Origin of the sequence: Micromonospora sp. URMC 106 (assembly GCF_051386395.1) — a bacterium.
In the GTDB taxonomy this organism is placed as follows: Bacteria; Actinomycetota; Actinomycetes; order Mycobacteriales; family Micromonosporaceae; genus Micromonospora.
This window is the reverse complement of record NZ_JBPQTP010000006.1, coordinates 1-21,670: the sequence shown is the minus strand read 5'-3', so window position 1 is coordinate 21,670 and position 21,670 is coordinate 1. Positions and strand designations below refer to the sequence as shown.

23 protein-coding genes and 2 pseudogenes are annotated in these 21,670 nt (G+C 67.5%); 16 read left to right on the top strand and 9 right to left on the bottom strand.

Annotation, left to right across the window (positions count from 1 at the left end; genetic code table 11):
• Nucleotides 1–66: 66 nt before the first annotated feature.
• Nucleotides 67–258, top strand: coding sequence for a hypothetical protein (locus tag ACSNOB_RS03200; RefSeq protein ID WP_436685075.1), 192 nt, complete (start codon nucleotides 67–69; stop codon nucleotides 256–258).
• On the opposite strand, the gene ACSNOB_RS03195 is transcribed toward ACSNOB_RS03200, so the two are convergent.
• A complete protein-coding gene (locus ACSNOB_RS03195; protein ID WP_436685074.1) occupies nucleotides 239–934 on the bottom strand; it encodes an MOSC domain-containing protein in 696 nt (231 codons plus the stop codon). The genes ACSNOB_RS03200 and ACSNOB_RS03195 overlap by 20 nt on opposite strands.
• A 33-nt stretch (nucleotides 935–967) precedes the next feature.
• Nucleotides 968–1,273 carry a VOC family protein gene (locus tag ACSNOB_RS03190; RefSeq protein ID WP_436685073.1) on the bottom strand — a complete coding sequence of 102 codons (306 nt, stop codon included), beginning with the start codon at nucleotides 1,271–1,273 and terminating at the stop codon, nucleotides 968–970.
• 35 nt (nucleotides 1,274–1,308) lie between these two features.
• Between ACSNOB_RS03190 and ACSNOB_RS03185 the strand changes: the two genes are divergently transcribed.
• The 3 genes from ACSNOB_RS03185 (at nucleotide 1,309) to ACSNOB_RS03175 (ending at nucleotide 3,323) form a co-directional block, all read left to right on the top strand.
• Entirely contained in the window at nucleotides 1,309–2,148 is an 840-nt protein-coding gene (locus tag ACSNOB_RS03185) for a helix-turn-helix domain-containing protein (RefSeq protein WP_436685072.1), read from the top strand.
• A gap of 66 nt (nucleotides 2,149–2,214) precedes the next feature.
• The gene (locus tag ACSNOB_RS03180; protein ID WP_436685071.1) at nucleotides 2,215–2,796 is read left to right on the top strand and encodes a dihydrofolate reductase family protein; all 582 of its coding nucleotides are present in this window, start codon (nucleotides 2,215–2,217) and stop codon (nucleotides 2,794–2,796) included.
• Between the two features lie 185 nt (nucleotides 2,797–2,981).
• Nucleotides 2,982–3,323: a DUF5713 family protein gene (locus tag ACSNOB_RS03175; RefSeq protein ID WP_436685070.1), complete on the top strand. Its 342-nt coding sequence runs from the start codon at nucleotides 2,982–2,984 to the stop codon at nucleotides 3,321–3,323.
• Nucleotides 3,324–3,479: 156 nt separating this feature from the next.
• Here ACSNOB_RS03175 and ACSNOB_RS03170 read toward each other — a convergent pair whose 3' ends face one another.
• Nucleotides 3,480–4,535, bottom strand: coding sequence for a winged helix DNA-binding domain-containing protein (locus tag ACSNOB_RS03170; RefSeq protein WP_436685069.1), 1,056 nt, complete (start codon nucleotides 4,533–4,535; stop codon nucleotides 3,480–3,482).
• Entirely contained in the window at nucleotides 4,532–5,518 is a 987-nt protein-coding gene (locus tag ACSNOB_RS03165; protein ID WP_436685068.1) for a zinc-binding dehydrogenase, read from the bottom strand. The genes ACSNOB_RS03170 and ACSNOB_RS03165 overlap by 4 nt, the downstream gene beginning before the upstream one ends.
• Before the next feature lie 62 nt (nucleotides 5,519–5,580).
• Between ACSNOB_RS03165 and ACSNOB_RS03160 the strand changes: the two genes are divergently transcribed.
• The 5 genes from ACSNOB_RS03160 to ACSNOB_RS03140 all read left to right on the top strand — a co-directional run bounded on the left by ACSNOB_RS03160 (nucleotide 5,581) and on the right by ACSNOB_RS03140 (nucleotide 13,007).
• A complete protein-coding gene (locus tag ACSNOB_RS03160; protein ID WP_436685067.1) occupies nucleotides 5,581–6,579 on the top strand; it encodes a helix-turn-helix transcriptional regulator in 999 nt (332 codons plus the stop codon).
• A gap of 1,246 nt (nucleotides 6,580–7,825) precedes the next feature.
• On the top strand, nucleotides 7,826–9,007 hold the full coding sequence (locus ACSNOB_RS03155) for a sensor histidine kinase (protein WP_436685066.1): 1,182 nt from the start codon (nucleotides 7,826–7,828) through the stop codon (nucleotides 9,005–9,007).
• Between the two features lie 438 nt (nucleotides 9,008–9,445).
• Complete coding sequence (locus ACSNOB_RS03150; protein ID WP_436685065.1) at nucleotides 9,446–10,210, top strand: response regulator; 765 nt, start codon at nucleotides 9,446–9,448, stop codon at nucleotides 10,208–10,210.
• Between the two features lie 614 nt (nucleotides 10,211–10,824).
• Nucleotides 10,825–11,781: a PhzF family phenazine biosynthesis protein gene (locus ACSNOB_RS03145; protein WP_436685064.1), complete on the top strand. Its 957-nt coding sequence runs from the start codon at nucleotides 10,825–10,827 to the stop codon at nucleotides 11,779–11,781.
• A gap of 968 nt (nucleotides 11,782–12,749) precedes the next feature.
• Entirely contained in the window at nucleotides 12,750–13,007 is a 258-nt protein-coding gene (locus ACSNOB_RS03140; RefSeq protein ID WP_436685063.1) for a hypothetical protein, read from the top strand.
• A 62-nt stretch (nucleotides 13,008–13,069) separates the two neighbouring features.
• On the opposite strand, the gene ACSNOB_RS03135 is transcribed toward ACSNOB_RS03140, so the two are convergent.
• Nucleotides 13,070–13,252 (bottom strand): hypothetical protein, encoded by a 183-nt coding sequence (locus ACSNOB_RS03135; protein ID WP_436685062.1) that lies wholly within the window; start codon nucleotides 13,250–13,252, stop codon nucleotides 13,070–13,072.
• A gap of 179 nt (nucleotides 13,253–13,431) precedes the next feature.
• Here ACSNOB_RS03135 and ACSNOB_RS03130 point away from each other — a divergent pair, with 179 nt between their 5' ends.
• The 3 genes and pseudogenes from ACSNOB_RS03130 to ACSNOB_RS03120 all read left to right on the top strand — a co-directional run.
• Nucleotides 13,432–13,605 (top strand): hypothetical protein, encoded by a 174-nt coding sequence (locus ACSNOB_RS03130; protein WP_436685061.1) that lies wholly within the window; start codon nucleotides 13,432–13,434, stop codon nucleotides 13,603–13,605.
• 57 nt (nucleotides 13,606–13,662) lie between these two features.
• Complete coding sequence (locus ACSNOB_RS03125) at nucleotides 13,663–14,979, top strand: serine hydrolase domain-containing protein (RefSeq protein ID WP_436685060.1); 1,317 nt, start codon at nucleotides 13,663–13,665, stop codon at nucleotides 14,977–14,979.
• A gap of 960 nt (nucleotides 14,980–15,939) precedes the next feature.
• Nucleotides 15,940–16,056: pseudogene (locus tag ACSNOB_RS03120) on the top strand (IS5/IS1182 family transposase); the annotation flags it as partial.
• 18 nt (nucleotides 16,057–16,074) lie between these two features.
• Here ACSNOB_RS03120 and ACSNOB_RS03115 read toward each other — a convergent pair.
• Both ACSNOB_RS03115 and ACSNOB_RS03110 read right to left on the bottom strand, forming a co-directional pair.
• On the bottom strand, nucleotides 16,075–16,839 hold the full coding sequence (locus tag ACSNOB_RS03115; protein WP_436685059.1) for a maleylpyruvate isomerase family mycothiol-dependent enzyme: 765 nt from the start codon (nucleotides 16,837–16,839) through the stop codon (nucleotides 16,075–16,077).
• A 62-nt stretch (nucleotides 16,840–16,901) separates the two neighbouring features.
• Nucleotides 16,902–17,747: pseudogene (locus ACSNOB_RS03110) on the bottom strand (IS5 family transposase).
• Between the two features lie 36 nt (nucleotides 17,748–17,783).
• On the opposite strand from ACSNOB_RS03110, the gene ACSNOB_RS03105 reads away from it, so the two are divergent.
• The 3 genes from ACSNOB_RS03105 to ACSNOB_RS03095 all read left to right on the top strand — a co-directional run bounded on the left by ACSNOB_RS03105 (nucleotide 17,784) and on the right by ACSNOB_RS03095 (nucleotide 19,632).
• Nucleotides 17,784–18,362, top strand: coding sequence for a hypothetical protein (locus tag ACSNOB_RS03105; RefSeq protein WP_436685058.1), 579 nt, complete (start codon nucleotides 17,784–17,786; stop codon nucleotides 18,360–18,362).
• Between the two features lie 136 nt (nucleotides 18,363–18,498).
• Nucleotides 18,499–19,005, top strand: coding sequence for a dihydrofolate reductase family protein (locus ACSNOB_RS03100; RefSeq protein ID WP_436685057.1), 507 nt, complete (start codon nucleotides 18,499–18,501; stop codon nucleotides 19,003–19,005).
• A 186-nt stretch (nucleotides 19,006–19,191) separates the two neighbouring features.
• Entirely contained in the window at nucleotides 19,192–19,632 is a 441-nt protein-coding gene (locus ACSNOB_RS03095; RefSeq protein ID WP_436685056.1) for a VOC family protein, read from the top strand.
• A 124-nt stretch (nucleotides 19,633–19,756) separates the two neighbouring features.
• Here the strand turns inward: ACSNOB_RS03095 and ACSNOB_RS03090 are convergent, their stop codons facing one another.
• Complete coding sequence (locus ACSNOB_RS03090) at nucleotides 19,757–19,942, bottom strand: hypothetical protein (protein ID WP_436685055.1); 186 nt, start codon at nucleotides 19,940–19,942, stop codon at nucleotides 19,757–19,759.
• Between the two features lie 395 nt (nucleotides 19,943–20,337).
• On the opposite strand from ACSNOB_RS03090, the gene ACSNOB_RS03085 reads away from it, so the two are divergent.
• Nucleotides 20,338–20,703 (top strand): DUF4259 domain-containing protein, encoded by a 366-nt coding sequence (locus ACSNOB_RS03085; RefSeq protein ID WP_436685054.1) that lies wholly within the window; start codon nucleotides 20,338–20,340, stop codon nucleotides 20,701–20,703.
• A gap of 669 nt (nucleotides 20,704–21,372) precedes the next feature.
• Here ACSNOB_RS03085 and ACSNOB_RS03080 read toward each other — a convergent pair.
• A complete protein-coding gene (locus tag ACSNOB_RS03080; protein ID WP_436685053.1) occupies nucleotides 21,373–21,585 on the bottom strand; it encodes a transposase in 213 nt (70 codons plus the stop codon).
• Nucleotides 21,586–21,670 lie beyond the last annotated feature (85 nt).

Here is a 21,670-nt window from a genome sequence, read left to right as displayed (position 1 = left end):
GCCGACCGTACTCACCTCGGGTCAGGAGCCGGCGCGCCGTGGCCGAAGTGGGCGCGGGTGGTGCAGATGCCCGACGAACTGGCCGGCCACGGGCTGCGTCCGCCGTTGCTGGCCGTGGACGCCGGCGACAACAGCCGGTTCCGCAGCGCCCTGGACAACGCGGGGTCGGCTACCCCGTCGAACCGTTACAGCGCAACAAACGCCACACGACCTAACAAGGCACTGCTGGATGCCGGCGTCACCTCGGCAGAAGCTTGACGGCATCCCGTAGGGCGATACGACCAGGGCGTTCGACTGTTGCCCACACGCCGAGCGTCATGTCGTTGTGCTCCGCGACAGTCCTCAGGAGTTGTCCGTGTGCCGGTAGGGCCTCTTGGGCAAGGTCGACCATAACGCATCGCGTAAGCCGTTGGCGGGGTCGCAACACGACCTCGGATCCGATACGGATGGCTCGGCCGAGCCAACCGTCTTCAACGAAATCGCTCCCCGATACGTCGACGAGGAGGTTGGCCCGGAATCGCACCGGGTCAACCGGTGCCCCGAGGAGATCATGGAGTCTTCGCAGGGCTGCCGTGCTGATCAGGCTTACGGGCCCCTCGTCATGGTGCATGATCTCCGCCTCGCGCTCGATGGTGACGCGACGAGCGAGCACATCGCTGACCGCCTCGTGGCCGGCCGGCTCATCAGCACCGAATCGGCGCCCATCAGGCAACTCGACGACCGGCACCGGGTCACCAAAGTGCCCGCGGAGCATGAACAGACCCGGCATCCGGCGAAAGCGACGGGTGTTCTTCCCGCTGCCCAGCTTCCCGTCTGCGTCCCGCACCGCCCACAACCGGTCACCAACCAATCCGCGCTGCTCGACCTCCACGGTCGTCAACTGCTCGCCGAGCAGTGATTTGATTGGATACCTGCGGATCTCCGCTACCTGCATCGGCCTTACTCTAGATCACCACACCAGGCATGATCATCTGGCCTGACATGTCACGGACGTCCTGAGCCCGGCAACCGGGGCAGCCGGGATTGCGTAGTTCTCCGGCTCACGACGTTGCATTCCGCGACGCGATTGCCGGGAATTTCGCTGCGGAGGTCGGGTGAAGCGCAGCACGTTCGAAGAGGGATCGAAGAAGCCGCAGTCGCGGACGCCAAAGGGCTGATTGATCGGTTCTTGCACCACGTCCGCGCCCGCAGCTTCGATGTGCTCGAAGATGGCGTCGCAGTTGACGGTCACGAAGACGATACGGCCCAGCAGGCCGTCCTTGTTCCACCTCACCCGGTGACGCTGATGGCGTCTGCGATGCTGTGGGCGTGCAGTACGTGTCCAGAGTGCCGCGACCGCCGCTGGACGGGCTGATCGACGACCTCTACTACCTGGAGGGTGCGTCTCCGTACGCCCGGCTGACGCTGCCGCCGATGCCGTCGGCGTTGCTCATCGTCAACCTCGGGGCGCCGTTCCGCATCCGCGCCGGCACCGACATCGAGGCGGCCGAGTACGCCGACGGCTGCGTGGTCACCATGCCCACCCGCGCGTTGGAGTTCGGCTACCCGCTCTGGACCCGGTCCGTCGGGGTGCACGTCAAGCCGTGGGGGCTGGCGCCGTTCCTGCCGATGCCTGCGGCCGAGCTGTGTGACCGGCCAGTGACGGTAGAGCAGGTTTGGGGCCGGCCCGCCGTTGCTGAGCTGCGAGACCGGCTGGCCACGGCGGACGGGCCGCACGAGATGCTGACGCTGCTCGAGGAGGAGCTGACACGACGGCTGTGCGAGACCGCCGGCCTGGGGCTGGTGCGCCATACGAGCAGCGTCATCGCGGCGACCAGCGGGGCGGTGGCGATCGGCGACCTGAGGGTGGCAGCCGGTGTCAGCAGCACTCATCTGGCACAGCGGTTCAAGGAGCTCATCGGCGTCACGCCGAAGCGGCTGGCCCGCACCTACCGCTTCGCCGCCACCGTGTTCTCGATCGACCCCGCCGGACCGGTCGACTGGGGCGATCTCGCCGGTCGCGCAGGCTACTTCGACCAGGCCCACTTCGGCCACGAGTTCCGGGCGTTCACCGGGCTCACGCCGACCCGGTACGTCGAAGTGCGGCGGCGGTTCCTGCGCGAGCATCCCGGCCACGTGCTGGACAGCTGGCCGCTGCCGGCCGATTGATTTCTTACAAGAGCGACAGCTCACGACACGCCAAGATGGGGGCATCCCGAAGCAGAGGAGCGCCACATGGGCGAAGTAGTCATGTACAGCTCGGTGTCGGTGGACGGCTTCGTCGCGGACGACAATGACCAGCCCGGGCCGCTGTTCGACTGGTTGGCCAGCGGTGACGTGCCGTTGGACTCCAGCGGCGAGCTGAATGTGTCGCAGACGTCCTATGACTACACCCGGCCGTACTGGGACCAGATCGGGGCGACAATCGTCGGCCGCCACGTCTTCGACCTGACGGACGGCTGGGACGGGAAGCCTCCGGGCGGCGTCGACCACGTGGTCGTCGTAACCCACCGGGGCAGGCCCGAGGGCTGGTATCCCGAGGCGCCGTTCCACTTCGTCGACGGCGTCGAGGCAGCCGTGGCCAAGGCTCAGGAGCTTGCCGGTGACCGCATCGTCGAGGTCGCCGCTGGCGACGTCGGTGGCCAGGTGCTTGCCGCGGGCCTGGTCGACGAGGTGCGCATGGACGTCGTACCCGTCGTGTTCGGGTCCGGCAAGCGCTACTTCGGGTCGGTCGACGCGCAGCACCTGTTGGAGGATCCTGACGTGGTGCTTCAGGGCAACCGGGTGCTTCACCTGCGCTACCGGGTGCGCCGTTGACCGTACGCGAAGAATTCCACTCGAACGGGGACACAAGAAACGGCCTCCGGCTGCTTTGCGCATCGCTGTCCCTGGTCGGGCAGCCGACGCCGATCCGCTCCGGCACCTGACCTGCTACGCGCTCAGGTTGTCGGCCGGGTGGTGCATGATCGGCGCTTCGACCATGGGAGGGGGACGGGGGCACGATGCCGATCACCAATCAGCAGGTGACGGGGTACGCCTTTCTGCGAGAGCTGTACGCGGACGGGTACTTTCCGGATCACGTCGTCGACAAGGGCCGCGCGATCCTACTGCGGTTGTGCGAGCGCATAGAGGCCGAGCGTCCGAAGGATCTGGCAGCCCTGTACGCGCTCACAGACCCGGCGACGGAGGAGTTCAACCTGTTGGAGGCGGAGTTCGAGGCGGCCGGCAGCGAGATCGAGACTGTTGCGCGTGAAGCGATAGGAGAGGACTTCTGGTTCATCGCGACGAGCTACGGGTTCGCGGCCGCAGATCCCGAACGGCTGATCGCCAATCGGGACTGGTGAGCGGCCGTTGCCGAGAAACGACGCGACAGCAACTCGAATCGGGAGCGTCAGGATGAAGGTGAGGGGAGTGCTGGTCGACCGCCGCCGCGACGAGATGGGCCGCGGACCGCGGTGTTGGACGGGGCGATGCTGAAGGAGCCCTTGGCGTACTTCCACTCATTGTCTACTTCGTAGGAAGGGCAGCATCCGGTTCGCCTCGTCGTCGACGGCTTTCTGTTCGGCGGTGGTGAGCGGGTGGAATGGCGCGAGTCGTATGTCGTCTCCGGTGAAGGACCAGGTGCCACGGACGAAGCCGTCTATCAGGATGGTGGGGCGGACCAGGGCCTGGCCGGGCATGACCCGCTTGCGGTCTTCGTCGCTGATGATGCGGGTGCGGTCGGCGTGGCCCAGCAGGATGTTGTCGTACGCGGGCAGCAGTCGCACGGGCGCCGGGATGTGCGGGTCGGGCAGGTGCGCGTCGGGCAGGTCGAGCAGGGTCTGACCGTCGGGTCCGGTGTAGCGGCGTAGTTCGATGCCCATGTCCGCGACGCCCTGCTTCATCCGCCTCAGCCCGCTCCAGGCCTGGAAGTCGGCCACCGTGGCCGGTCCGAAGGCGGCGAGGTAGCGGCGGAACAACTCGTAGATCGGCGTGGAATCGACAGTATCGACAGGAATGGCGGTGACGGTGATGGCGGATCGGTTGCCCCAGCTGCCCCAGGAGGCGGTGGCGGGATCGTGGACGAGCGGAGTGCGTAGTTCGAACTCGCCAGCGAGGATCCGGCCGTCGCGGCCGGGGTGGCGTGCGGTGAGGCGCCCGGCGAGTTCTTTGCGCGCCAGTGGTCCGGCGTCCAGCAGCGCGCGTCCGTCGGCGATCAGCGTCTCGGTGGGCAGCCCGTTGCTGTTGCGGCGGAAGTACGCCGAGTTCGCGGTACGGTCGAGGACGGGTTGCAGCAGGGGCCGCAGCCGACGGAAGTCGTCGGCTGCGGCGATGTGCTGAGTGCTACGCAGGAGACCGGAGCGCACGACCTGCCGGTCGACCAGCAGGGTGGTCAGATCGGCGTGGGTGAACCCGTGGATCCGGCTCCACAGGCCGAGGTAGGGCCAGTTCGGCTCCTGTGCCTGCAGGGCGACCAGACGCCGGATCACGTCGAGCGGCGCCTGGCCGGTGCGCTCCAGCAGGAATTGGCGCTGCAACAGTGCCCGGTTGAGGGCGCGACGCGACAGCAGCGTCATGTCAACCGCACCGAAACGTTGCCGCGGTAGTCGCCTCGCAACAGCGACAGGAAGGCATCGGGCACGGCGTCGATGCCGGCCTCGACGACCGTCTGCGGGAAGACGAACGTGTTCTGGTCGAGCCAGGTTCTGAAGTGAGAGTGCCATGCGGCGATCTGGTCGGGCGTGTGGTGGCAGGAGAACGGCAGCAGCTCGATCCGCTTTGCTGCTGCGGCAGCGCGGTCGGGTTCGGGGAAGCGCTGCGCTGCTGCACCCAGTTGGGTGGACAGCGATCCGCACGACGCGAACCGCGCTCCCGGCACGGCGACCGCGAGTGCAGCCTCGTAGAGCGTGCCACCGACGGTGTCGAAGAACACCGTGATGCCCTCAGGTGCTAGTTCGGTCAGCGCCGCGACCGGGTCCTGGTGATAGTCGAACGCGGCGTCGAAACCGAGCTCACCGACCAGGTAATCCACCTTGGCTTGGCTGCCCGCGCTGCCGATCACCTTCGATGCGCCCATATTGCGGGCAATTTGCCCGGCGAGCGAGCCGACGCCGCCGGCCGCACCGGAGACGAACACGACATCACCGGGGCCGACCTTGGCCACGTCCGCCATACCGTAGTACGCGGTCGGCCCTTGGCCGAGATGGTAGGTGGGATCCGGGTACGCGTCACGGTCCAGCTTGACGTACGAGGTGGCCGGCCCGGCGGAATGGGTACTCCAACCGCTCATCGACTGGACGAGGTCGCCCTCGTGCAGGTCCGGGTCGGCCGACCGCAGTACCGTGCCGATAGCCATCACGCCGATGCGCTGGTTCGGCTGCCAGGCGGGGACCGGCAGGTGGCAGTCGGAGCGCATGAGTTCGAGGTATGTGGCAGCAAGCCCCAGGTGATCGGTGCGGACGAGGACCTCGCCGTCGATCTCGGCCTCGACAACGGTGAAGTGCTCACGGCTGGGTACGCCGGCGATCTGGGTGGTCAACTGAATCTCGCGAGTGATCATGTCGATGACGCTAGATCGACTTCCGGTCACTTTCTGACCGGAAGTGGTGCGAAGATCAAGACATGGCCAACACCAGTTCCCGAACGCTCCGGTTGCTGTCGTTGCTGCAGACCCACCGCCACTGGTCCGGCACCGATCTGGCCGACCGCCTCGGGGTGTCGGAGCGCACCCTACGCCGCGATGTCGACCGGCTGCGGGAAATCGGCTACCCGGTCCACGCCTCCCGAGGTACGGACGGCGGTTACCAGTTGGCACCCGGTGCGGTCCTGCCGCCGCTACTGCTTGACGACGAGGAAGGCGTCGCGCTGGCGGTCGGCATGGGCGACGCCACCCAGAGCGGGATCGCCGGGATCGAAGATGCCGCGGTGCGCGCGCTCACCAAAGTGGTGCAGGTACTCCCGCCGAGGCTGCGTGCCCGGGTCAACGCGTTACGCGCGATGACCATCTCACCCGCGGCTGCGGGGCCGGTCGTGCCCGCTGAGGTGCTGACGGTGATCGCTCAAGCGTGCCGGGATGAGGAGCGGCTGCGATTCCGCTACACCGCCCGCGGCGGCGCCGACACCGACCGGGAAGTCGAACCGCACCGCCTGGTGCCACTCGGCGGGCGCTGGTACTTGGTCGCCTACGACCTGACCCGACACGACTGGCGCAGCTTCCGCCTCGACCGACTGACCGACCCGCGTAGCGCCGGAACGAGGTTCCGCCCACGACCCCTTCCCGCCGACGACGCCGCCCAGTTCGTGCGCAGCTCCACCGGAGGTCACCCAGGACACGTCGTACAGGCCCTGGTCCACGCATCCGCCGAACACGTCCGCCGGGTCGTCGGTCAATGGGGCACGATCGAGGCCATCGATGGTGAACGCTGCCGCCTCACCATGGTGTCCACCACCCTCGACTGGCCCACCCAGGCGCTGGGCATCATCGGCGCGGAATTCGAGGTGCTCGGCCCACCGGAGTTCGTCGACCACCTCCGAGAGTGGGGAAGCCGGTTCCTCCTGGCCACACAAGACCAGCGGCCCCAACCCACTTCCCCCGGACAGCGCACCAACCCGGTGCCGTAACCGGCCGAAGGAAGCGACAGGAGCTTGCGGCGAACCGCGTGACATCGACCGACCACTCCTGACTGTTCGAGCGTTGGAGTCGGCATGGCATCTCTGTTAATCGGCGAGCAGGGGCCGTCATCGACGCGCGGAGACAGGGTGTACGGAACGTCGCTGGCTCCGCCGACGGTGGTAGGCGATGGTCACGACGAGCAGGAGTGGCCCCCACAACAGCAACGGAGCATATGCGGCGTACGCGATCCACGCGTCGGGCCTTTGATCTGGCGGTAGGCACGCGGGGTTGTGTGGCGGAGGCTCTCGGAGCTTGAGGACTGGATTGAGGACGAACGCGTACGCGTAAATGAGGAAGATGAATGTAGTTCCGGCACCGGCCAGTGTTGTTGCGATCCGCCGCGGGACGGCCCGCCCGCCGACCACGGGAATCCACGTCGGGAATCTTTCGCCCCATTCACTCACCAGGCCGATAGTCAAGCAGGAAGCCGCGAATGAGACCACCGAAAGTAAGCTTACGTAGAATTTCTCCCAGGGTGGCCCATTGAAGCATGCTTCGTTCCCGAAGGCCACCGCATGCAACCGCCAAAGCGACGAAGGCAGCACACACGCAGGGGTCACGTAGGCAGCAAGTCGGATAGCCCAGTGCGGCTTGGGGCTGACGGTCACCAGAGCTCCACCTGTCGAATTCGCAACGCACATCCCTAATTCCCTAGCAGCGCGCCGGATGCCATGCTGGCCCGCTTTCGGCCATCACCCAGCCCGCCCATGCCGACCAGTTCGGCTTGCGGCGACCAGCGTACGACGCTTCGCTGCACCCCAACATCTGCCGTTCGGCAGATGTCAGCCTGTAATTCGCCTATGGATGGCAGTTGGATTCGTCGTCAAAGCCATCCGTACGATGATGCGGGCACAGCAGGGTTCGACATTCGACGTGGATCCGATCTCATGTGCCGTCGACGGTCCACCTTCGAGACGCTCGTGGCAGGTCTTCCACGCCCATACGCCTTCCGGTCAGGTACGGCGCCCGTCCGCAGTTTGACAGGATGCCGTCGATGACCCCGCGACGATCCCGCCGCCCCCCGACTGGTACTCAGACACGGGCAGCAGTACGCGAGCACCGCGCCCGCGTCGTCGGTCACCTCATCGGAAGGAGGCGAGTCTGAGCGGTCGGCGCATGGATCCCGGCATCCGGTTACGAGACATCCGTTGGCGCGGTAGCGCAGACATCGGCAGCGCTATCTAGAGTGGGAACGTGAGTCCACGCGATGTCACCGGAGCGCTCATTGCCTTATCCGGGCTTTTTGCCGCTGTATTCCTGGCTGGGGTGATCGGTGTGGATAGCAGTGTCCCGGCCGGGGTGGGCGCGGGCGCGGCGCTCGGGGTGGTCGTAAGTTGGCCACGCGCACGAGGCGGGGTGGCCTGGCCCGCAGCCGCAGTTGCGGCGACATCGTTGTCCGCGACCAGTCACACGCTGCTATCCGGGCGTGGCTTCTCCGAGGCCGGTAGGCTGATCGGGCTTATCGAGGTTGCCAGTCTACTGCTGTTGTTGGCGCTGGTCGTACGTTGGTCCCGACCGGTAACAGTGCTCCTGACCGGCGGTGCGGCTGCGGCGGCCGCGACCTTCTGGATCCTTCGATTCCTGCCATCGTACGAGCCGCTTGCGATCATCGGAGGATGCGCGTCGATGGCGGTTGCGCCGGCGTTCGCAATCGTGGTGGGGGGCCTCCCGCGGGTCGCGGCGGAGAAGTTGAACCGATCGGTGCGAACGGCGCGGCAAGCGCAACGCCTTGAGATCGCGCACGATCTGCATGACTATGTCGCACACGACGTAAGCGGGATAGTTGCACAAGCCCAGGCTGTGAGGTTTGTGCACGGCCAGGACGCCGAGCGTCTGGCCGATGCGCTGGAGCGAATCGAGAGGACCGGTTTGCAAGCGCTCTCCGCGATGGACGAGATGGTCGCGTTGCTGGCTGAAGATGCCGACGGCAGGCAAATTCCCCGGCTCGCGCGCCTGGTAGAGCTGCCGGACGTTATTGATCGGTTCAGGAGCGAACGGCTCCCGTCATGCCAGGTCGAGTTGTCCCAAGATGATCGAGTTCTCGACCCGACCGTGATCCCTCGGCAGGTGCAGGCAACAGCTCATCGTGTCGTTGTCGAAGCCCTTACCAACGTCCGACGACACGCTCCAGCCGCATCATGGGTCGCAGTGGATATTCATATTTGCGACACCGAAGACCGGCTGGTTGCCAGGGTGGCCAATGATCTCCGGGGTGCCCCGCCGCCGTCACGGCTGAGAGCTTCTGGGGGAAGCGGGCTGATCGGACTGCGGGAAAGGGTGCAGGCCCTTGGTGGCGGCCTAACAGCCGGACCGCACCGTGACGCCGAATGGGTGGTGGAGGCCCGAATTCCCATACACCGGACCCCTTCCCTCTGACCGTGGGCTTATGAGGCTCTTCGAAGTCAAGCAGGGCCGAGGTGTCCGCGGTGGCGTCGGGCGGTGGCGCGGTTCCCTCAAGGGCTGGCGGCATCCGGGACGATGCGGTCGCTACAGATCCTGAGTGGCTAGGGGAGTCGGATTTCAAGGGGCAGGCCGGTGCGGGCCAGGAAGCTGTCGAGCAGGTTGGGTCGGTACCGGATCCGCTTGAGTCGGTTGCGGACGCTTGCGAAGAGGTGGTCGACGCCGGCGACGGCGAGGTTGCCGAAGCCGCGTTTGCGGTGACCAGACGGCCTCGGTCGGGCTGGGGTCCGGGGCGTAGGCGGAATAGCCAGATCACGGTCAGCCTGTCTCGGGCGGCGATCAACGCGCGCATCGCCGCGCTGAAGTGGGTGTTCAGGTTGTCCCATACGGGCACGATCGGTCGCCGAGCTGCTGATGCGCGGCGTCGAGCAGATTGATGTAGTCGCGTTCGCCGAAGCTGCGTCGTTCGTTCTCGCGGCTGCGTGTAGATTGTCACGACAGTATGTAGTGGGAGGCTCTGTGAAGCAATCTACCCGTGTCGTGGTAGCGGATGACCAGCAGGACGTGCGGAACGGATTCAGGCTGGTACTAGATGCCCAGCCCGACATGGTGGTGGTTGGCGAGGCGGCTGACGGAGTTGCAACACTCGAAGTCGTCCGACACCTTCGCCCGGACGCTTTACTGGTCGACATAAGAATGCCGCGCCTGGACGGGCTCGAGGTGACACGGCGGCTGATGGCTGCCGACTCGGCCCTCGACATAAAGGTGATCGTGGTCACGACCTTCAACTCCGACGAGTATGTCATGCGAGCCCTCGCTCATGGAGCCGCTGGGTTCCTGCTCAAGCGGTCTGGACCAACACTCCTTGTCGAGTCAGTGCGGGCGGCGGTATCGGGTGACATGCTTATCAGTCCAGAGGTTACTGTGCGGCTCCTGCAGAAACTTGGCGCCTCGTCCTCGCCGTCAGAGCAGAAAAGGCCCCTCACAGAGCGGGAGATTGAGGTTGCCCGGTTGATAGCACAGGGCAAGACAAACGCCCAAATTGGGGAACAGCTCCACGTCTCCGCAGGCACCATCAAGACCCACGCCGCGAATATCCAGGCAAAGTTGCACGTGCATAATCGGGTTGGGATAGCGGCTTGGGCTTGGCAGACTGGCGTGGCCCGGCCCAGTCTCTAGAGTTGGCTGTGCGGCAACGGCTTGAGGCGTTCGCCGTGGGTGTGTTCACTTCTGTGGTTCGGTCTGGTCAGCGGGCGATGGGGGAGACGTATCTGCTGGCGGCATCCCCCGCCACCACGCCGACCGGCCGCCATGACGTCACCCCACTGCTGCTGCCCTTGGCCGAGGCGATCGCACGAATCGAGGGCATCCGCGGCCGGCCGGGGCGACGACCCGCGGCTGGGTGGCAATCACGGAGTGGGAACGACGGCATCCGCCGGCAGGCGGGTCTCGAACATGGAGCGATCAACGGGCCTTGTACCGCCAGTGCATCGCCCTGCTTCGTGGGCACGAGACGGTCGCCGACCCCGAGAGCGCGGCGTCCGAGCATGCCGATCCGCGAGTCGAGGAATGGGCGGCGCTCCTGCACACCTTCGTCGATGGACTCGCCTCCCAGCTCACCAACACCCCCGGGCAGATGCCCCCTGACAGCGCCCGGCGTCTGCGTCGCTCCCTGCTGCAATCCGTGCCCGCTCGGTGAAGGAGCCACCGACACAGGAGCAAGCTGTCGGGGCGCGCATGCTGAGAAGGGTTAGCTACATAAAGACGCGGCATGTCGCACATCGGAGGCAGCTATGTTCGGTGAACACGCCCGCCCAACGGCCATGCCGTTACCGATCAGCATCGTCAACGCCTGCCTCCGCGACGGCGGGGGCGGCAGCCCCACCGCCGTCATCAACGACTCCGCCCTGACCACACTGACCGACGCCGAACGTAGCCGGGTGCCAGTGCGTTACGGCACCTCGCATGCCGTCTTCGTGACCCCACGGGATCCGCGTGGCGCACCCACCACACCGCCGCATCACCAAGGCCACGCCGCGGCCGAGGGATCCACGGTCGATTTGCGCTTCTTCACCGCCGAAGGGGAGCTGCCCGCCTGCGGCCACGGCACGATCGCTGCTACGGCCTTCCTCGCCCAGCAGCGCGAGGGCGCCGAGCATGAGTTCACGCTGTGCGTTTCGGGTCGCACCTTCACCGGCCGCGCTGTCCGCGAAGGCCACCAAATCCACGCCGCCTTCGACCCCGGTCCCAGCACCCTGCGCGAGCCCGCCTCAGCCGAGATCGATCTCGTGGTCGCAGCCCTCGGCGTTAGGCCCGACCTGCTCGCTCCCGGCGCCTGCGTCGCCTCACTGGGCCGGCCTCGGATGCTGGTCCCGGTCGCCACGCCGGAGGCCGTCGCAGCCCTCACCCCCGATCTCGACCAACTCCGCGCGGCCTGCGACCAGTTCGGGCTACTCGGCTGCTACGTCCACTCCACCCTGACGAGCGCGGGCCGCATCATGGCACGCATGTTCGCCCCCTCGATCGGTGTCCCCGAGGACATCGCCAACGCCAACAGCACCGCCTGCCTCGCCGCCCACCTGGCCGACCGCGGCGTCACCGACCTCAGCGTCGACATGGGCGACGCCCTCGGCAGTCCTGCCACCATCACCGCCTCCATCCGACAGAGCCCGACCGGCCCGAAAATTCTGGTAGGCGGCGTTGCAACCATCACCGGCACCGGCACCCTCTCTGACCCGGCTGGCGTCTAGCAACCCCCGCCGGGCGCATTGATCAACACAAGCGCTCTTGGCGTTGACCTACTGTGTCAGCGATGGACCCGGCGGCGGCGGCGCCGCAGCGATGGTCCGCCAGCCCGGCGGCCGTTGAACTACGACGCCCTCCGGGCTGTTCCGCGCCGGGTTGACGATGCCCTCGGCACGAACTGGACGATGGACGATCTCTGGCCCACCTGCGCCCGCAGGATGCTCCGCGGCCGCAACCTCTTGCTCCGGGACATCCAGACCAACCTCGGCCACGCCCACCTCTCGACCACGCACCTCTACCCCGAAAAGGAGCCCGAGGAAGTCATCCGCCGGGTGCACCAGCACCTGTTGAACCTCAAGCAGACCGAGCAAATCGCCATCAATCCCGTCGCGGCCCGGCCCGCGGCTACGACGCCGCGGACCTGGCCCTGCTCTTCGGCAGAGAGGTACCGCGATGGCCAACACGACCATGCGCCCGCCCAGCTCTCGCAGGTGAAGCCTTCCCGGCCTTCATCGGAACCCAGCAACGAGTCCGGCTCGCCGCCGCGTCGTGCCGGTCGACAGCCTGTCCAGCCGCGAGGTACTTCACAAGCTGTCCCAGCTACGCACCTGGGCCGATCTGCCCGGAGCTGAGGTACGCGCGCGACTGCGCGCTGCCGAACGCATGCTGAAGTGGCTGATGCAGCGGCCCGGCGACGGGTGGTAGGAGCGATGGAGTCCTGCGAAGCCGTCCCGGGGCCGCTGAGCTGGGTCGCCAGCGCCGCCGCGGCCGAAGGGCGATCAGAGAAGAACTACCGCAACGGGGCCACCAGCGGCCTGGCTGGCCTCCTGCTTTTGAAGCGCCGCAGAACACGTCTGACACGGTCGGTGTCGTCGGCGTGGTCGGTGTCAGAGCGGTGTCAGCCATGTGTCTGGTCGGTCGGCGACTGTGAACACACAACCTCCGAACCCGGATAGAGCAAGGGGAATTGGTCATGCCTACTTTCGCCACGCCAGAGCCGGTCACGGCCTCAGTCACCACCCCAGGGGCCCGGGCACGGGTCGCCGCGAGCGAGCGGTCGGAAACGGCGGTGCTGATCGAGTCCGTCAACAGTGCGAGCAAGCCGGATGCGAAGGCGGCCGAGAACACCGAGGTCGACTGGCGGCGCACTGTCGATCAGAACGCCAAGTCGGGAAACAAGGACTTGTCGCCATCGCCATCGAGTTACCGGTCGGCCCCCGGGTGGTGCTGAACACCGCACGGACCGATGTGGACGCCGGCCGCCTGCTTGGCGACTGCGAGCCATACGTTGCATCAGGGCAGGTCCAGCTCTACCGCGTCGCCGGGCTGAAGGCCGAGTTCGCGGCCGGTTCGGTCCAGGCCGGCCACATCGCCGGGATCGCCACCGTCGAGGGCAGCGCGGCCGCGGTGCGGATCGGTGAGGTAACGGGTGTGGTTCGCTGCCAGGGCTCGATCGGGGCGGTCTGGATCGGCCACGCCCTGTTCGACATCGTCTCGGCGGCGTCAGCGGAAGTCTCGACATCGACTGCCGAAGGTGGCATCACGCCAAGGCAGGCGACTGCCCGATTCGGATCGGCCGTAGAACCGCGGCCAGGCGGAACTGACGAACGCCTACGGGCGGCACCGAGATCGGTGCCAGCGAAGGCGCCGCCACCGTGGTCGACGCCAGGAGCACCTTGGGCACGGTGCACATTTTACCGCCCACAGAAGACAGGCTCGGCGAGCTCGCCGACAAGGTCACCGCCCAGGCCCGCACCCGCCTCGACGATGTCTTCATCCACCATGTGGCGGCCGGAGCCCTCAGTCTTCGAATATTCAGAAAGGACTAATGCGTGATGGGCACGACAAGCAGAACCCCCGAGCATGGGCATGTTGGGCGCCGAACCGTGTTGAAGGGCGTGGTGGGTGCCGGCGCGCTCATTGGCCTCACCGGCGTCGTCGGTCAGGGCACCGCCGCCGCAAGCGTCTCCGGGAGCGATGATGGTGACGGTGGTGAGCGCGGTGTCGCGCGTGGTTGGGGGAAGGTAGCCGACGCGTTCCGTGCGAACTTCGAGGGCCCCGGCGAGGTCGGTGCGGCGTGCAGCGTCTACGTGGGCGGCCGCCTCGTGGTCAACCTGTGGGGCGGTCTCGCGGATCGTGAGGCGAACCGACGGTGGCGCAGAAACACCATCATGCAGGTCGCGTCCACGACGAAGGGCGCTACCGCGATCTGTGCCCACATGCTGGTTCAGCGCGGCTTGCTGGATCTGGACGCACCGGTGGTGCGGTACTGGCCGGAGTTCGGCGCCCACGGCAAGGACCAGATCCGGGTGCGCTGGCTGCTGTCACACCAGGCCGGACTGCCGATCGTTGACGGACCACTGACCTTCGAGCAGGCATGCGCCTGGGACCCGGTCATCCGGGCATTGGAGGCGCAGCCGCCGCTGTGGGAGCCGGGCACCCAGCACATCTACCACGCCAACACCTACGGATACCTGGTCGGCGAGGTCGTGCGTCGGATCACCGGCAAGTCACTTGGCACCTTCTTCGCCGAAGAGGTGGCTCGCCCGCTCGGCTTGAGCGCCTGGATCGGGATGCCCGCTAAACACGAGTCACGGGTGGCGAAGATCCACAACGCAGCTCCGTTCAGCATGGAGGAACTGCTCACCGGGATGATCAGGGTGACCGGGCTCGACGCGGAGACGGTAACCGCCTGGGTCACCGCCCTGTACAGTCCGGGCTCCGTCGCAATCCGTGCCGGCGAACTCGGCGGTGCCTTCACCACGTCCGACTACTTCACCACGCGTGCCTGGCGTGCTTCCGAGCACCCCGCCGCGAACATGGTCGCCGACGCACACTCGATCGCCCGGATGTACGCCGCCACGGTCAGCGACGTCAATGGTGTACGACTGCTCAACCCGTCGACCGTCGCAAGAGCGACGGAAATCCACACCGACAAGACATCGATGTACGGGCTGCCGCCAGGGCTGGATATTCCCGCTGACCGCTCCTTCAACATGTCACTTGGGTTCTGGCGAGCCTGCCCGCCCTACCCGATGGTCAGCCCGGCGTCGTTTGGCCACCCGGGCTCCGGCGGCTCGGTCGGCTTCGCCGACCCCGACGCCGGCGTCGGCTTCGGCTACGCCACCAACCTCTGGAACTTCCGACCCGACGACCCGCGGGCGACGAACCTGGCCAACGCCGTCCGAACCTGCCTCGGATGACGCTCGAACGACACACTACTGCCTGACCGTGTTGCACCCGCGCGGGCCGAGGTCCGTCGTCACCTCGACGAACCCGCGTCCGCGCGGGTCAGCGCGTCCTTGCGCCATACCAGCACCCACTCGGTGGCCGGCGCGTCATGGACTGGCACGAAGACGACTCCGGGGGCGAGTAGCACCGCAGTATGTGCATGCTCAGCGGTATCAGACTCTCCGCGGGCGGCGACCCGCGAGAGCACCTCGTGGAAGCCGACGACCAGCGGACCCCGCGGAATGCGCCCCTGGGGTGCGCTTGGGCGGCACCGCCTGAATCCGGTACTCGGGCACCGGTGGGCGAGGCCGATGAAGACCCGATCGGGCGAAGTTTTCCAGCGTCACCGACAACCGGTCGGCCAGCTCATGCCCCGTCCACACGGCCAGCACTCTGCTCCCGGTCAGCATTGCCGACCCCCCGGATCAGATCTGGTTGCCGCACCGGCCGCCACAGCACCGCCGGATCGACGTTCCCGGGGCCCTCGGCCTCGTCCGGGCGCGGACCGGTCAGTCCCTGGATGACCTGGTACGGGAATCGACCCTGCTCGTGGCCGCTCGCCGAACGCGTGCCTGAAACGGCGCAGGGTCTCCTCCCGCGCCCGGGCCTCCTCCTGACCGGCACGTGAGTCGTGACAGGAAGCTTCGGGCCCAGCTCAGGTGTGGGGTGGGGCAGCCCAGGCGGGCTCGGACCCAACGCAGGCACGAACCTGAGTGATCAGGAGTTCCTTGACGCTCGGTGATCACCCGGAGGGCTCGTGCCTGCGGTGCCCCATGCCTTTCGGACCCCCCGTGGGACCACTTCGCCGCTCTGCTGCGGTGCGGACCGGATACGCGGAGAGCCGTCCGCTGGGTTGCCACCGGCGACAGGTTCCAGACCGGACCGTCTTTGAGTACATCGTGCTCGCGCTGGGTCCACGGCTCCGGCTATGCGTCGTGGACTTCCACCTCTACCTCGCCGCCACTCTCGTCAGGCTCCGCGTGCTCATCCGACGCTCGACGAGCCGCTACCGCTGGGACGGCCGCCCCACCACCCGATGCCTCAAGTGATCCAGCTGCCGGTCGGCCTCAGCCCCAGTCCTGCAGCTGCTGGAGCAGGTCGGCGTCGCCCTCGATCCGCAGCGAGCCAGCCGGGATGCGCATGTACATGAGCAGGGCCATCTCGCTTGCCGTGCCGTAGATGGCGGCGGTGGGCTTGCTCTCGGCGGCCTCCGCCGCGGTGAGGCGGGTGAAGCGGGAACCGGCGGCGTCCACTGTCTGGCGCCAGGAGCCGGCCTCGGCTGCGTGGTAGTCCATGGTGGCGGGCTCGCCCGGCCACGGGACTGTGCCGGTGCAGACGGTGGCGAGGAACTCCTCGATGGCGTCGACCGCCTCGGTCGTCGGCAGCTCCTGCGGCGTACCGGAGGCCAGCTGGGCGTCGTAGGTGTGGATCAGCGATTCCGGGACGCGGCGGCGGGCCACGGCGGCCACCGTATGCGGCGAGGCCAGCGGCTCCCACCAGGCCCAGCAGCCCCGGTCCGGGCCGGCCTCGCGCAGAGCAGTGAGCAGCTGGTCCGTCGAGTCGGCCAGCCAGGTTATGAGGGCCTCGCGCTCCCTGGGCGCCGCCAGGCCGTCCTTGCTCGGCCGCTCGTCGCCCGGCGCGGTGTTCAGCACGATGTAGGCCCAGAAGCGGTCGCCCTCACTGAGGTGGTTCGCCAGGTCGTACAGCGTCCAGCCCGGGCAGGACGGGACGTCGGCGTCGAGGCTGGGGGCCGCGGCGACAGCGGCGCGGAACGCGGCGGAACGCTCGTCAATCCTCCGCAGCAGGGTGGGGAAGTAGAGATGATCAGTCACGCGGACCTTGTATCACCCGGACCGGGACTCTCGCACTCGATTAAGACCGATCGGCAGATGGATCACTTGAGGCGCCGGGTGGTGGGGCGGCCGTCCCAGCGGTAGCGGCTCGTCGAGCGTCGGATGAGCATGCGGAGCGTGACGAGAGTCGCGGCGAGGTGGAGGTAGAACTCGATAACGGCGCCGTTCCTCTAGGTGCAGCGCCGGAGCTTGCCGTAGCCGTTCATCCACGAGTGCGTCCGTTCCACGGTCCACCGCTTACCGGCCTGGATCGGGGCGGGTACACCCTTGCGGGAGATTTCACCGGTGAAGCCCAACTCCCGGAGCAGAGTGCGGGACTTGTTGTTGTCGTAGCCCCGGTCGAGGTTGACGTTCACGTCCTCGGGCAAGGGTCCCACCTGTCCGATGGCCGCTTCGAGGGTCGGGCCGAGGAGAGGCGAGTCGTGGCGGTCGGCCCCTGCGGCGACCAGGCCAATCGGGACGCCGCACGCGTCGGAGGCGAGCGAGCGCTTCAGGCCCTGCTTCCTGCGGTCGACCGGGGACCGGCCTGCGCATTCGCCGCCGCACGGGGCCTTGGTAATGCAGCCGTCGACGGCTATCTCGGACAGCTCCAGGCCGATCATGCGGTCGTACGCCTGGAGCACGATGGCGTGGACGGCCTCGGAAATGCCTTGCGCGGCCCACTCTTTGAGCCGTCGGCGGATGGTGCGGTCGGAGCATCCGGGACTGGACAGGCGCTCGTAACCCGAGACCAGCGCGAGCACCACGTGTTCGATCACGGTCCGGTCGGGGATTCTGCGGCGGTGGCAGCCGAGCGGGTGCCCCGCGGCGAACTCCGGCCGTGTGGGTAGGAGTGCGGCGAACTGGTCCCAGAGGGGTTCGAGCAGACAAGATGGCAGCGCGGGCACGGCTGTCCTTCGTGATCACTGAGCGTAGACGCCTCCATGATCACCTGGACCCATGCCCATTCTGCCGCCCGGGCCAACTTCGCCGATACCTATTGCCGGTCGCTCTTATTCACGCCCGGCGCGGTGCAGAACCTGTTGGGCGACACCGACGTCACCACGCTGGCCGGCGGCACACAGACGATCACCGGCGGGCCGGTGGCCAGCCAGGAGGTGGTCTGGCCGCAGGGCGCTGAGAACGGCCTCGAACCGCGGACCTACGGGCAACTGCGGGATGCGGTCGACCAAGTTGGCGGGGAGATCGACTGGGACACCGTTCCCGGCGCGTTCGCCTGCGGCAAAGGCCATCCGAACGCTGCGGGGGCAGCGGGCCGCGCGACATGCACGGCCTTGACGCGTTATGGCCATGGTCCCGTCCGCCTCAAGCCCAGGCAGATGCCCGGCGGCCAGCGCGCAGCAGAGGCAGGTGACGCAACTGAGATCGCGTTACCGCAGTTCCGGGGGGGTCAGGTTGCCGACTTCAGTCACGTCCAGCGGCACGACGGTCGTCCGGGGCGGCCACGCGCGGTGGAGCCCGCACGACCTGCGTGGGGTGCGCAGGATGGCGTGGCGCGATGAGTCGCGCGGCGTTGACAGGTCAATGCTGTTGAGAAACCCGCAGGCACGGCACGGAAGGTATTGATATGCCGGCATTGATGATCGACTACATCACCTCCCTGGACGGGTACGGTGCGGCCGAGGGCTGGCCGGGCTTGTGGGGCCTGGGGGCCCGGAGTACTTCGCGTGGCTCGCCGAGGACGCCAAGAGTGAGTACACCCTGCTGATGGGGGCGAACACGTATCGCTTGTTCGCCGGCTTCGCTGAGTCCGGCCAGGAGGGGATCGAGGAGCTGGCGGCCACCCCGAAGGTCGTGTTCTCCCGCACCTTGGCTGCCCCGCTGAGCTGGGCCAACACGACGCTGGTCGATCAGGAAGCCGTGGAGGTGGTTCGGTCGATGAAGCAGGACGGTCGGTTTCCGCTGCGGACCATCGGCAGCCCCGGCCTGTGCCGGTCACTGCTGAAAGCAGGGCTGGTCGACCGGTACCGGGTGGTGGTGTTCCCCGTCGTCAACGGCGTAACCGGCAGGGACCGGATCTACGACGGATGGCCGGACGTGGCGCTGCAGATGGTCGACTCGCGCACCTTCGACGGCAGGCTCCAGCTCCTGGAGTTCGTTCCCACCGTCCTGGCCGGCCCTCCGGGGTCGTCGGGGACGGACTGACAACCGCACTGTCACGAATACACCAACACCGCTACGCCAACCTGGCCGCCGGCGACACCTGCACGAAGCCCTCCGCCGCCGCAAACGACCGCCTCGCCCGTCATGCTTTTCAGTACCGTCGAAACCTAACCCTTCGATTACGGCAGGCGCCTCGTGCCGGCCCCGGCCTGACATAGGAGAACAAAAATGTCTGTCAGACTCGACAACGTCGGCATCGCCGTCCGCGACCTAGAAGCCGCCATCGCCTTCTTCACCGACCTCGGTCTGACGGTGCTCGGACGCGCCCGGATCAGCGGCGAGTGGGCTGACACCGCCGTCGGTCTGGACGGCAACACCGCCGACATCGCCGTGCTCCAGACGCCCGATGGCAACGGTCGGATCGAGATGTTCCAGTACGTGCACCCGGACGCGATCGAGGCCGAGCCCGTCCAACCGAACACCATCGGCATGCACCGTGTCTGCTTTGCCGTGGACAACATCGACGCCGCCCTCGAGGTCGCCGCCAGGCACGGCTGTCACCCGCTCCGCGGCGTCGCCACGTACGAGGATGTCTACAAGCTCACCTATCTCCGCGGTCCCAGCGGCATTCTCGTGATGTTCGCCGAAGATCAGCGGAAGGCGGATTGACCGCGAGTCCCTGTGCCCGCACCCGTCGTCCGCCGGATGACGGCGCCCATCGTTCAGACGGTCCGGCCCCTGGGCCGGGGCAGAGTGTCCGTGACGTGCCGCGACGGAGCTGGACCCGGCGAGCTCATGCGGACAGCCCACTGGTGGTGGCGGCCGGCGCGAAGCCTGCGGCGCAGACGGCGGTCATGGTGTGGTCGGCGGTGAGGTCGACGACGACGTCGCCGGGTCGGGTGTCGGCGGCGACGAGCTGGTAGGCCAGCCGGGCGCCGATGGTGCGCCAGGGGTCGGCCGGGGCCGCGGGCGGGTCCATGGCGACCTCTACCGCAGCGCCGCCCGGCTCGCGCACCGCACCCAGGCCCTGCACCACACCAAGATCAGCCGAGAGGCGTCACCGCCACCATCACCGACCTGCTTGCCGCGCGGATCTTGGCTCGTCGTTCCGCACCGTGGATGGCGTGCTCCCCAACCGCTTTCGCAACGGAAGGCGCACGACACTGGGCCGGTGGTTCCGCCCCGGAGGCGGTCACCTGCCGTTGGCTCCCGGACCGGCGACCCCCCCGGCGGCGCTGGAACCAGGCGGCCCCGTCGAGCGCCCTGGCTTACGCCGGGAGCGGTGCCCGACGGGTGGCCGCACATCCGGTTCGGCGGTGTCGGTGGTGCCTGCTTCAATGCGGCGATCGTTTGAAGTCGGGAGGGCTAGGATCAGTGGGCACTTGGGGCAGCGGAAACTTCGACGGCGACACGGCCGCCGACCACCTGTCGGGCCTGACCGACCGGCTGATCGCCGAGGTCGCGGAAGCGATCTCCGGCGACCCGGTCGGCATCGAGCCTGACGAATACTGGGGCGTCGCGGTGCCCTGTAACCTGGAGCTGCTGCACCTCATCGCACGACAGAACTACGTCGGGGTCAGCCTGCCCGATCAGGCCACGATCGCCGGCTGGAAGAGCAGATACCTGGCCGTCTGGGACCAGACGATCGACGGCTTGGAGCCTGGTCCGGAGTACAAGCAGCAGCGGCGTGCGACCCTCGTGCGTACTTTCGACCAACTGGCCGAGTTGGCGAAGGAGTAGGCAACGGGCGGCCGGCAGGCTCGAGCCGGTGACGCGACGCGCGTCACGACGGGCCCGGGTCGGGCCGACTGCTCCCGCCGAGCACGGAGCGAACACCCATCCCGCGGCGGCAACAAGATGTGGGGTCCGTGCAGGATCCGGTAGAAGATGACCGACGGGTTCGACGCAAGAGCGGCTTCGATCGCTTGCAGGTAGCCGCCGTTGCGTGATCGTGAGCCCGTGACGACTAGGCATTCCTGGGCCTCCGCTCGACGGTAAGCGTCGCCATAGCGTCGGCGTAACGGGCGAGCAGCTCGGGTTCGTCGCCTGGGTCAGTGAGCTGGTGGTCCTGGCGAGCGAACAGTTCGTCGACCCTCTTGCCGCAGATGGCGCACAGGGTCTTGCGGTGAGCGTGGCTGTGGTGTGTCTTCCCAGCTCCCGACCGCTGATCATGGTTGGGGTAACGCCGGAGAGCCCGCCGGGTATGCGCTGGTCGAGCGCCTCACCGACGTTCTCCAGCGTCCACCCCCGCCCAGGCGGGCCCGACGCAGCGGCGACGGCTTTCGGGAGTGGTTGCTGCCTGACGACGAGTGATGACGTCCACCTCCCAGTCGTCGCGGCCGTGCCGTTTGTGACCGCGCGACGCATCCCGAAGGAGCGCGTGGTTCCTACAGCCGCCGCGTCAGGCTGTCATCCGAGCACAGCTGAACATCCGCTCATGCCGCGACGGAACCACCGATAGGCGACGTCCCACGGCACCAGATCGTGAGGCACATGTCGCCACGCCGCGCCAGTACGCAGCACGTACAGAATCGTGTCGATGACCAACCGACGCGGATACCGCAACGGCTGCCCACCCCGCCTCGGATCCCGCACCGGCAGCAGCGGCTCGATCACCGCCATTGCCCATCCGTCAGCGACGACTCGTACGCCGGTTTACAAACACAGCGACACAGGCGTGGTCTTCGCTGACACAGTCAGCGAAGAC